The sequence below is a fragment of the Paenibacillus typhae genome (assembly GCF_900099765.1).
GTDB classification, from domain to species: domain Bacteria; phylum Bacillota; class Bacilli; order Paenibacillales; family Paenibacillaceae; genus Paenibacillus_AQ; species Paenibacillus_AQ typhae.
Map to the genome: position 1 here is coordinate 21,111 of NZ_FNDX01000062.1, position 10,912 is coordinate 32,022.

Genomic DNA, 10,912 nt, shown 5'->3' on the forward strand with positions numbered 1-10,912 from the left:
ACAAGACGAAATAACAGAAGGCGGGTAGTACAAAGATATGACGACAAAAATAGCTATCTTCGGTGTCGGTCTGATCGGAGGCTCACTGGCCCTTTGCTTCAAAGGCAAGGAGGGCCTGACCGTCGTCGGCCATGCCCACCGTCCTGAATCTGCGGTGAAATATGTTAGCAGGGGGGTAGTGGATCATGCTACTCTATCTGTTGAGGAAGCGGCGCTTGACGCCGATTATATCTTCCTGTGCGTGCCCGTCGGCATGCTGGAGGAGTACCTGCAGCAGCTGAGCAAGCTTCCGCTTAAGCCGGGCTGCATCATTACGGATGTCGGCAGCACCAAGGCCAGCATTGCAGCCTGTGCAGTTTCCCTTAATATTCCCGGCGTCCATTTCATTGGCGGCCATCCGATGGCCGGCTCGGAACGTTCCGGTGTGGAAGCCGCTTCTTCCCTGCTGTTCGAGAATGCCTACTATGTGTTGACCCCGCCGCCAGGAGTGCCGGAGGAAGCCTATGAGGCACTGAAATCCCTGTTATTACATACGCGAGCACAGATCGTCAGGCTTGATCCGGAACGTCATGATGAAATTGTCGGGGCCATCAGCCATTTGCCGCATATTATCGCTGTAGCTCTTGTGAATCAGATTCATGCCTACGATTCAGAGGATTCGCTGTACAGTACCCTGGCTGCAGGGGGATTCCGGGACATTACCCGGATTGCCTCCAGTGATCCGATTATCTGGCGCGACATTCTGCTGAATAACCGTGCAGTGATGCTGCGGCTTCTGAAAGACTGGAATGAGGAGGTTTCTTCCTTCATTCAGATGCTGGAGAGCTCGGACGGGGCTGGTATCGAGGAGGCTTTCCATGAAGCGAACGGCTTCCGCAGCCAGCTGCCAGAACGACGCAAGGGTATGATTGCCCCGCTGTTCGATTTGCACATTGATGTTCCCGATCATCCGGGGATTATCGGCCGCATCGCCACTGAACTCGGGGATCAGGGGATTAACCTCAGCAACGTGCAGATTATTGAGAGCCGTGAGGATGTGCCGGGGATCATGCGGCTGTCGTTCCGCCAGGAGAACGATATGGAGCGGGCCAAGGCGCTCCTGCAGCATAACGATTACACTGTATACGTATAGACAGCAGCGCTGCTGCCCGAATCATTTTAGGTGCAGGAGACAGAAGCAGTCTATGAAGAAAGAGCGCGTGCCGGTTAAGCCGGTACGCGCTGTTTTTGATTGCAGTCTGAAACGCTTTAGAAGCCGCCCGGTGGCAGAGGAAAAAGTTTTTAACAAAAAAAAGAACCGCTTACAAAGTAAGCGGCTACAATTCACAATGGATATTGGAATCGTACAGTGTTTGGATAGGAGTGGAGAGAAACCATACTGTACTTTTATTATATGTATCCGTTTACATTTTGTCAACACTTTCTTTAAAACTAATTTGAGTCCGGCGGCTTCTCCGGATTTCGACTTTTCTGCCATAGGGTAAAGAATAGGTTTACAAAAGTCTACTAATTTCATCCTGATAGAATGTATGCTATACTGGTTAAGTATGTTTATAGATTTCATTTGGAAATATTTGAATGTGCAATTTTATTTCTGTATTTACATACAGTATTTCTTAATTGCCGGAACGCTGAATATACATAGGAAGTATTGCGTTATTTAGTTAAACTTACCGATTTTAACTTTAGGATTTACGGAATTGCAAATTTGGAGGATTCACCGCAACTTTTTTACCCCAGGCCGGTATATACAGATACGGACCTGACGGGTTAATCGTGCAAGGGCGAGGAGGGCTAAAACTCACCATGACGGATTCCCAGTTGATCCAGTTAATCAAGCAAGGAAACACAGAATTATATTCGGAACTGATGCGCAGATACCAGCGAAAGATACTGGCTTTTGTATACCATATGCTCAAGAATTCGCATATGGAGCTCATTGCAGAGGATCTCTGCTCGGAGACCTTCTACAAAGCATTCCGGAGCCTGCATTCCTTCCGTGAAGTGGATGCTTCGTTCTCAACATGGCTGTACACGATCGCCCGCAACACAGTGCTCAGTGAGCTGCGCAAGAACCGCGCGGGCAATGTCTCGCTCGAAGAAAGCGGCTATACGCCTGTGGCACCGGCGGAGGTTGCACCAGAACAGGCTGCACTGCGCAAGGAACGGATGAATTTGGTCCGCGAAGCAATCAATAATCTCCCGGAGAAGCAGCGCTCGGCGCTGATTCTGCGTGAATATGATCAGATGGACTACCAGGAAATTGCCGTCATTTTGGATCAGAGTGTCAGCTCCGTGAAATCACTGTTGTTTCGTGCAAGGAGCAGTGTGAAGCTCCAACTCGAATCCTATTTTTATGAGCCTGAAGTGGAAGAGCAGGCTGAGAGGGTGTAAGGCCTATGAACTGCAGGGAAGCGCAGGATTTCATTCCGCTATTGTGGGATGCTCCCCCCACTGATCCTAAGCGGATTGAGCTTGAAAGACATATCGCGGGTTGTTCTTACTGTGCCGCTGAATGGGCTATCTGGCAGGAGAGCAACGAGCTTATGCAGGACCTGAGAATGGAGATCAGCGCGGAACGCGCTGAGGCCGTTAATCAGAAGGTTATGGAGCGGATTTATCTGGAGAGTCCGTGGCTGATGCCGGGGGACGGGAAATCTGCCGGGAATACTACTGTTTTCCGCCGCAGGCTGAGCCTGTGGATCGCCTGCTTTCTGGCCGTGTTTTTATCGAGCTTCTTATATTTCACCTTGTTCAAAACACCTGCCAATACAAGCTCGGCACAGAGCGGCATTATTGATTCAGGTGTAGCCGGACTTACGCTGGAATGGTCTTCTTCCTATCCGGCTACAGAATCCGGGGGAGGAATTATTGAGCCGCTTGTCGTTAGCATGGGACCCACGCATCCGCAATACTGGATGGTATTATCCATGCTGGGCGTAGCGCTGTCGATCTTTCTGCTGACAAGGCTGAACCGTTACCGCAGACAATGACAAGGTCCCTTTACCCCGGGTAAAGCGGACCTTTTTGTTGCTTCCGGCACTGAAACCCCTTCAAAAACGTTCATAATCCTTCAAAAAGAAGACATTTGTTTGCATTCATGATACATTATTAAGCAAACATACTGGATGGAAGGGTGATAGGCGATGCTGGTCGGCTTGATACGCCATGGACTGACGGATTGGAATGCAGCAGGCAAAATACAGGGACAAAGTGATATTCCGCTCAATGACGAAGGCCGGAGGCAGGCTGAAATGCTGGGTGAGCGGCTGCTGAATGAACCCTACAGCTGGGATTTCTGCATAACAAGCGGTCTGTCCCGGGCAGAAGAGACGGGGAGAATCATTGCCGGGAAGCTGGGTATCCCTCTGATCCAGCCCGATGAGCGAATCAGGGAACGTGCTTACGGACAGGTGGAAGGGATGACAGCTCTGGAGCGAGAGGCCAAATGGGGCAAGGACTGGAATCTGCTTGAGCTAGGGCAGGAAACCGATGAGCAGCTGCAGCTGCGGGGGCTTGCGTTTATGGAGGACATTACTGCCCGCTACCCTGACAGTAATATACTGGTCATCTCCCATGGCGGATTTCTCGCCCAGCTCTATGTAGCCTTATACAAAGACAAGTACACAGAACGTCTTGGCAATCTGTCCCTGACCATTATCGAGAAAAGCGAAAAGGAATGGAATGCGCTTTTGTATAATTGTACACGCCATATTTTACAGAATCAGCGGTAACCCGAGCTTTCGGGTTATTTTTTTTTGAGAAAAAAGGAATAAAAAGGGCTGTATTTCCCATAATGGTAGTAAAACAGTGAGGCGATGAATGATGAATCTGGCGGATATGCTCACATACGCGGACATTGGCCAGCTTACCGCGATAGCGGGACGCTACCAGTGCGATTGCAAACGAAACTCGAAACATGATTTGATCCAGAGTCTTCTCATCCTGCTTGGAAGCCGGGATTTCATGGATTCTCATATCCGGAGCTGTAAACCGGAGGAATTGCGGTTTCTGAACACACTGCTTTTTGATGAACGCAGCCACTTTAGTCTCGAGGATCTGCTGGCCGCAGCGAAACAGGCAACCTTTGATATTCCGGACGGCAAAGACGGCGGATATCGTGAAATGGTCAGCCGTTTCAAAAATGGAGGCTGGCTGTTCAGCGGTACCTCACAGCAGAGCAAGTATCTGTTTCAGGTTCCGGAGGATTTGAAGCGCCGTTTCCTTGAACAAATGGGCAGTTATATCAGGGAAAAAGTTGAGTATGCCAGTGAGCCTGGCGTGTACCGGTCCGAAGGGGATTTACTGGCTGGCGATCTGCTGCTGTTTATGCGTTATGTGAAAGAGAATGAGCCTGAGCTGAACCAGGAGGGCGCACTCTATAAACGTTATCAGCAGGGGCTGATGAATGCGCTCCAGATACCCGAGCCGCTGCTTGGCAAAGGCGGGTGGAGATTCGGCTACGGCAGAGCGTGCGAGCACTATCCGCCCAGAATGGCCCTTTTGTATGATTATGCCAGGCACCGCCGTTATATTTCTGAAGAGGGCTTCCGTTTGAAGCTGACAGCTGCCGGAGAGACACTGCTCGCCGAAGGAAAAACCGAAAGGCTGATGCAGATATTCTTCTTTTGGTTAAAACTCTATAAAGGTGCTGTTCCCAATCTTCCATCAATCGTATACTGGATTAGTAAGAGCGCCGGAGAGTGGGTAAGCATCTCTTCCTTGACGGAAGGAATAGGCTGGCTGATCAAACCGTTCTACTATGACGATGCGGCTTCCATTCTGGAACAGCGTGTTCTAAGGATGATGCTCCATCTGGGGATGATCCGGCTGGGGGAGACCCCTGACGGCCCGGTCATTATGATGACCCCATGGGGAATGGAAGCGGCCACTCCAAGGCGGCTGCCTAAGTAAGGGGGAGGAATATGCGGATTGCTTACGGGAATTACATACCGCGGACTGACGAATCTGTATACGTGGCGGAAGGCGCCAAGCTGGTAGGCGATGTGACGGTAGGACAGCATTCTAGCATCTGGTTCAATGCAGTGCTCCGGGGAGATCTTGCTCCGGTAGTTATTGGGGAACGCTGTAATATTCAGGACGGGGCTGTAGGGCATGTCGGCAATGGCTTGCCGCTGATCCTCGAGGACGGGATATCGGTGGGGCATTCCGCCATTATCCACGGCTGCAGGATAGGCAGAGGCACATTAATCGGAATGGGTGCAATTGTTTTGAACGGAGCAGCAATTGGTGAATATGCTTTAATAGGAGCCGGTTCAATTGTAACCGAAAACAAAAAAATCCCGCCGTATACATTGTGTCTGGGTTCTCCTGCTAAAGTCGTCCGCGAGCTTACGGAGCAGGATCTGCTCCGGATGAAGCAGACCAGTGAAAGTTATGTAGTCAAAGCAAAAGAATATGGAATCTTCTAAACAGCGGAGGTGTATCGAATGGACAAAATGAAGGCTACCTATGAAGTGATGCTAGGACTTGCGGCAGAAATGGTGTGGGATGAAGCGCTGCGAAAGCGTCGTACCGACATCTTGTACCGGGAGATTGACACGGCGCTGGCGGCCGGAGATAAAGCGGCATTCCGTTATCTGACTGAAGAACTGAAGAGTCTTGCATAAGAAATGCGCTAAGCGCATTTCTTTTTTTTGACTTATCCGGCAAGTCCGTATTAAATAGATTAAAAGGAATCCAGTGAAGGGATGATCAAGTTGAAATTCAGTGAATTTACAGAGGAAAGCTGGAACGAACACGGAAAATACTTTGATACCTGTCTGCTCCCGTTCACCGGATTGTCGGGTGAGGAGAGCCCGCCTGAGGCAGCAGCCGTGCTGGAGAAGCTCCGTGATCTGCTGGAGCTGATCGAGAAGCCATTCCGGGGACGAATAGTTGTATATCCGGCTATACAGTATGCGACAGGTCAAAATGCAGACTATTTTAATGAAGTCTGCAGGAAAGTCAAATCCAGTATATTCCAATATGTAATTGTTGCTTCAGCCGTTCCGGGAATGTCGGCAGAAGATATTTATGAAAGCGATTTAGTCTTTGCTCTGTCTGGATTTGGACCGGTTTGTAAAGGCCCGGAAAAGTCCGAAATAAACGAAAAAATCCATGCTTTGTGGCAAAGTGTAACATGAGTTAATTGTGACAAATAATCAACAATTTATAAAAAGTGAGTACGGATGCCTGTCACAAAATAGACAAAATTCTTGACGGGTATTGGGGCCTAAGCTATGATAAGGGTGAATTGATATGACATGTGATTTATGTCATTGTAACCGGATTCTTTACATTAAATGACTGTGCATGACCTGCAGGTGCCTTCTCCATTTTAGAAAAGGGGGTTACACACCGTATGAGCAGTTACAATGAAGAGCCTGAAGTAAATCCGCCCAAACCGCCCAGCCGCAAGGAGATGTCCCGCAGGCAGTTTTTGACCTATACCCTCGGCGGAGCCACTGCATTTATGGGAGCTGGAGTCCTTCTTCCCATGACGCGGTTTGCTGTAGACCCTATTTTACATAAGCGGGGGGAAGGGGATTTCATCAAGGTTGCCGAAGTCTCTCAAATTACCGATGTTCCGCAGGAGTTTAACTTTGAGCTCAAGCAGCAGGACGGCTGGTATGCCAGTACAGCTACACTGACGGCGTGGATCCGGAAAGATGAGGGCGGAAATATTTATGCGCTTTCACCGATCTGCAAGCATCTCGGCTGTACGGTGGGCTGGAACAATGATAAGGCTTTTCCGGACGAATACCATTGTCCCTGCCATGGCGCACGTTACACGAAGCTGGGCAAGCAGCTGGCGGTTGCAGCGAAGCCGCTCGACCAGTACAAGACCAAGATTGAAGGCGGATGGGTGTATCTGGGTGATATTGTACCTAATACCGAAGCCAATAAGGAGGCGTAGCCCTGATGTTTAAAAATATCTATAACTGGATTGATGAACGTCTGGATATTACGCCGATCTGGAGAGATGTCGCCGATCATGAGGTTCCTGAGCATGTCAACCCGGCCCATCACTTCTCGGCATTCGTGTACTGCTTCGGCGGCCTTACCTTTTTTATCACTGTCATTCAGATTTTGTCAGGGATGTTCCTGACGATGTATTATGTACCGGATATTATCAATGCCTATGCCAGTGTGGAATATCTGCAAACCAAGGTTGCTTTTGGCCAGATCGTACGCGGTATGCACCACTGGGGGGCGAGTCTGGTCATTGTCATGATGTTCCTGCATACGATGCGCGTATTTTTTACAGGCTCGTATAAAGCGCCGCGCGAGATGAACTGGGTGGTGGGAATGCTGATCTTTTTTGTCATGTTGGGCCTGGGACTGACCGGATATCTGCTGCCTTGGGACAATAAAGCTTATTTCGCCACCAAGGTTACACTGGAAATTGCCAACTCCGTGCCGGTTATGGGTCCTGTGTTAAAAGAGCTGATGCAGGGCGGAACGATTGTCGGTGCAGAGACGCTTACCCGCTTTTTCGCCCTTCATGTATTCTTTCTCCCGGCGGTTATGCTTATACTGCTCGTCGGACACTTTATTATGATCCGCAGACAGGGAATATCCGGCCCGCTGTAGGCTAATCGACGAAAGGAGGGAGAACGGAATGGCACATAAGGGCAAGGACGGATCCGGGGAAAAGGTTGTGTATGTCGGCGACTCACGAGTAAGGAAGGGCAGCGGATTTATTACGCCGCCTGATTATACGGCTTACCCGGGGAAATCGGAGGCGTTCATTCCAAACTTTCTGCTCAAGGAATGGATGGTCGGGGTAGTTGTACTGGTAGGCATTCTAGTACTCACGATTTCCGAGCCTGCGCCGCTGGGATTCCCGGCAGACGCCAGGGCGACCGTTATTCCGATTCCTGACTGGTATTTTCTGTTTCTCTATCAATATCTGAAGCTGCCTTATGCCTCGGGTGATTATATCGTGCTGGGAACTCTGGGAGTCACAGGTGTGGCGTTCGGCGCACTGCTGCTTGCCCCGTTTCTGGACACCGGCAGGGAACGTCGCTTCTACAAGCGGCCGATTGCCTCTTCGCTGATGCTACTGTCTCTGGCGGCGATCGTCTATTTAACCAATACGGCCTGGACTGAATACAAGCACGAAATGGCCGAAACCGGCCAGATCCCGGAAGATGTTCAGCGTGAGGAGAAGGCCGCTGAGAACAGGGCCAAAGGCTTGCCCACCACCAGTGCGGTGCAGACTGAGGATATCGCCATCGTGGACAAGGATGATCCGGCGATGGCACTGTTCAAGCAGGCGACCTGCGTTACCTGCCATGCTGTGGACCTGAAGGGCGGGGGCGGACCTTCGCTGCGCGGGGTAGGAGATACCCACGATCAGGCGGCTATCCTGGCCATTATCAAGGAGGGTCAGGGCCAGATGCCGCCGATGTATGAAACGGCGCTTGGTGCCGGGCTTACTGACCAGGATATCGACTCACTGGCGGCGTGGCTTGCCAAACAAAAAAGCGAACAGTAAAATAATGATAACGCGAACCTGATCGTATTCTTGCGGTCAGGTTTTTGTATGTGTAATGACTGTGAAATGTTCTGATCTGGGAGGGTGAAACTGTGTATGCCGGTTAACATGTTAGACAAGCTGTTCAAGCACCGGGGGATCATATGGCTGCTCTTTATCGTCAATGTCCTCGGCACGATTTACGGATACATATGGTATGGCAATCAACTGGAGTATACTGCGCAGAACTATCCGGCCTGGCTGCTGCCGTTCGTGCCGGACAGCCCGACAGCCAGCCTGTTCTTTACCATTGCGCTGTTATTGCTGCTGTATCCCCCGAAAGGTCTGAAGGGGACGCTGGTGCGTGAGCTGATCGAGGCCCTGGCTGTAGTTACTTCTGTCAAGTATGGCATATGGGCGGTTGGCGTTATCTTTGCCGGGGGGTACCAGGGAGATACAATCAGCTGGAAGGATTGGATGCTGGTGGTGTCGCATACCGGAATGGCGGTAGAGGCCCTGATCTATGCCCGGTTCTTCTCGTTCCGGCGGATGCTGCCGGTGGCTCTGCTCTGGACGCTGGCTAATGATATGGTTGATTACTCTGCAGGAGTCTATCCTTGGCTGCCGTCTGTATTGGACGACGATGTTACCCAGGTGCAGTATCTTACGATTCTTCTGACACTGCTGAGTGCTGCGGCAGCCTGGATAGCGGGTCCGAAGACAAGGCGGTACGATCCCTTACAGCGGACCGGAATCCGGCGCTGACAGGCTGTTCTAACTCTTGTCCTCCTGCCATAGAATAAGGTTAGGAGGGATGTCTCATGCCGCGCAAGTGTTATATTGTGCTGACTGGAGTAATATTGTGCTGGCTGCTTGCCGGCATGACCGGCGGGAGTGTATCTGCTGATGGAAGTGGTGCCGCCAAGGATAGCGGAGCCGGGCAGACGGCTGCTGCCGGGAGCGAAGCACCTGCCCTGACCGGCAGGAACGGCGCAGAAAAGCTAGAACAGGCGGCAGAAGCGCTGTACAGCTATGTGCTGGAAGGTGATGTGGTTAAAGCAAGGCAGAAGAGCGCGGAAATCTCAGAGATTTTTGTGTCTTCCTCTTTTGAAGGGCTGACTTCAATTGAAGGAGTCAATGCGCTGTCCGGGGTTATTATGGACCTCAAAGCCACCCTTGCAGCTGCCCAGATCGATCCCGGGAAGTGGGAAGCGGCTGCAGCCAGAATGAGGCTTGCCGCCAACAGTCTGAGTCATCCCCGGCAGCCGATGTGGCAACAGTATTATAAGCTGATCCGTGAGGATCTGAATGATATGGAGCAAAGCGCTGCGGCAGGCAAGCCGGAGGGCTGGAAAGCTGCAGTCTCCCGGCTGCAGAGCAGATATGATACGATCCGCCCGGCGGTCGTCATCTCTAGCCGGCCGGAAGCGGTCAGCGCCTTTGACTCCTGGCTGTCTTATGCAGCCGGGGTTACTGATTCCGCCCAGCCTCCAGGCCGTTCGCGGCTGCTGGAGATCGTCTCCTACGGCCAGGATGCGGTGAGGGTGTTATTCGGCAAGGAGCGCGATGAACCGGCGTTATCCCTGCCGCTTGCTCCTGCAGAATACGGAGCCTGGGGACTGCTGGCAGGTGTCTTCATCATCACTGCTCTTGCCTATGCCGCTTTCCGCAAATACCGCGGCGAGCGCGAGGATCTGAAGCCGGTATAGGCTCAGAGGAATACTGGAGGAAGTGAGAAACTGAAGTTAGTGAAGGTATAGACGTTAAGCTTTCATGCTGGCTTGCCTGCATAAGCTCGCAGTGGTGGTGCGGTTTATATGCCTGCTGATTCTAAAAGAAAAGCTCTCCTTTCCATTAGACACGGGAAGGGGAGCTTTTGCTCGTAATTTCTTTATAATAATCTTGTGCGATGTATTGTAGAGTGAGGCTTATCGCAGGTTTGGGTGAGCCAATGTGTTTGGCAGATTCTTTGAGGGTTAGCCAACTATGTGATTTAAGGAATAAGTGTATTTTATACAACTAAAAAGCACAAAAAGCCGCCCAATTCAGAAATAACTGTATTAGATGCATTTATAATCGGCTGAAAATGCTATTTTACCTAAATAGACCGGATATAGTTGCACGGAAGAGTCAATTTCATAATTCAGTTTGTTGAGTAGCAAGACTGGGCCAAAATTTTTGAGATCGTTTTAAAAAAAATCAGGCTACTTTCTGGAAACTGTTTAACTGCTTGTTCAACTTGTCTAGCGCAAACTTACTCAAATTGTAGGCCAGTGTACTGAGCTGGAAATCCACACCTGCCCGGACACCGCGGTGACGTGTACGTTTCATGCCAAAATACTCTTTGAGGTACGCAAAAACTCGTTCCACGGCCGTTCGCTTGTTGTACAGTTTCGTAAAGCTCTCGCTACCTCTTGCGGGGTAGGCGTG

The 10,912-nt window shown here is 50.7% G+C and carries 15 protein-coding genes; 14 read left to right on the forward strand and 1 reads right to left on the reverse strand.

Features of this window, described 5'->3' with window-relative positions; all coding sequences use genetic code 11:
* Positions 1 to 37: 37 nt before the first annotated feature.
* The 14 genes from BLR64_RS28075 to BLR64_RS28140 all read left to right on the forward strand — a co-directional run bounded on the left by BLR64_RS28075 (position 38) and on the right by BLR64_RS28140 (position 10,191).
* The gene (locus BLR64_RS28075) at positions 38 to 1,132 is read left to right on the forward strand and encodes a prephenate dehydrogenase (protein ID WP_090719814.1); all 1,095 of its coding nucleotides are present in this window, start codon (positions 38 to 40) and stop codon (positions 1,130 to 1,132) included.
* Between the two features lie 52 nt (positions 1,133 to 1,184).
* Positions 1,185 to 1,484, forward strand: coding sequence for a hypothetical protein (locus tag BLR64_RS28080; RefSeq protein ID WP_090719816.1), 300 nt, complete (start codon positions 1,185 to 1,187; stop codon positions 1,482 to 1,484).
* 322 nt (positions 1,485 to 1,806) lie between these two features.
* On the forward strand, positions 1,807 to 2,394 hold the full coding sequence (locus BLR64_RS28085; RefSeq protein ID WP_090719818.1) for an RNA polymerase sigma factor: 588 nt from the start codon (positions 1,807 to 1,809) through the stop codon (positions 2,392 to 2,394).
* 5 nt (positions 2,395 to 2,399) lie between these two features.
* A complete protein-coding gene (locus tag BLR64_RS28090; RefSeq protein WP_090719820.1) occupies positions 2,400 to 2,993 on the forward strand; it encodes an anti-sigma factor in 594 nt (197 codons plus the stop codon).
* Positions 2,994 to 3,146: 153 nt separating this feature from the next.
* Complete coding sequence (locus BLR64_RS28095; protein WP_090719821.1) at positions 3,147 to 3,734, forward strand: histidine phosphatase family protein; 588 nt, start codon at positions 3,147 to 3,149, stop codon at positions 3,732 to 3,734.
* Between the two features lie 91 nt (positions 3,735 to 3,825).
* Complete coding sequence (locus BLR64_RS28100; RefSeq protein WP_090719823.1) at positions 3,826 to 4,914, forward strand: hypothetical protein; 1,089 nt, start codon at positions 3,826 to 3,828, stop codon at positions 4,912 to 4,914.
* Between the two features lie 11 nt (positions 4,915 to 4,925).
* Positions 4,926 to 5,432: a gamma carbonic anhydrase family protein gene (locus BLR64_RS28105; RefSeq protein ID WP_090719825.1), complete on the forward strand. Its 507-nt coding sequence runs from the start codon at positions 4,926 to 4,928 to the stop codon at positions 5,430 to 5,432.
* An 18-nt stretch (positions 5,433 to 5,450) separates the two neighbouring features.
* Positions 5,451 to 5,630 carry an IDEAL domain-containing protein gene (locus BLR64_RS28110; protein WP_038594463.1) on the forward strand — a complete coding sequence of 60 codons (180 nt, stop codon included), beginning with the start codon at positions 5,451 to 5,453 and terminating at the stop codon, positions 5,628 to 5,630.
* Between the two features lie 81 nt (positions 5,631 to 5,711).
* Positions 5,712 to 6,146: a DUF2487 family protein gene (locus BLR64_RS28115; protein ID WP_090719827.1), complete on the forward strand. Its 435-nt coding sequence runs from the start codon at positions 5,712 to 5,714 to the stop codon at positions 6,144 to 6,146.
* A gap of 218 nt (positions 6,147 to 6,364) precedes the next feature.
* Positions 6,365 to 6,919, forward strand: a complete 555-nt coding sequence (locus tag BLR64_RS28120; RefSeq protein ID WP_068723330.1) for a Rieske (2Fe-2S) protein — start codon at positions 6,365 to 6,367, stop codon at positions 6,917 to 6,919.
* A 5-nt stretch (positions 6,920 to 6,924) separates the two neighbouring features.
* Positions 6,925 to 7,596 carry a menaquinol-cytochrome c reductase cytochrome b subunit gene (gene qcrB / locus BLR64_RS28125; protein ID WP_090719829.1) on the forward strand — a complete coding sequence of 224 codons (672 nt, stop codon included), beginning with the start codon at positions 6,925 to 6,927 and terminating at the stop codon, positions 7,594 to 7,596.
* 28 nt (positions 7,597 to 7,624) lie between these two features.
* On the forward strand, positions 7,625 to 8,503 hold the full coding sequence (locus BLR64_RS28130) for a menaquinol-cytochrome c reductase cytochrome b/c subunit (RefSeq protein ID WP_090719832.1): 879 nt from the start codon (positions 7,625 to 7,627) through the stop codon (positions 8,501 to 8,503).
* A gap of 96 nt (positions 8,504 to 8,599) precedes the next feature.
* Complete coding sequence (locus BLR64_RS28135) at positions 8,600 to 9,247, forward strand: DUF1405 domain-containing protein (RefSeq protein WP_090719834.1); 648 nt, start codon at positions 8,600 to 8,602, stop codon at positions 9,245 to 9,247.
* 56 nt (positions 9,248 to 9,303) lie between these two features.
* Positions 9,304 to 10,191 carry a sporulation protein YpjB gene (locus BLR64_RS28140; RefSeq protein WP_090719837.1) on the forward strand — a complete coding sequence of 296 codons (888 nt, stop codon included), beginning with the start codon at positions 9,304 to 9,306 and terminating at the stop codon, positions 10,189 to 10,191.
* 490 nt (positions 10,192 to 10,681) lie between these two features.
* Here BLR64_RS28140 and BLR64_RS28145 read toward each other — a convergent pair.
* Positions 10,682 to 10,912 (reverse strand): transposase (locus BLR64_RS28145; RefSeq protein WP_139172124.1); only part of this gene is annotated, 231 nt, incomplete at its 5' end.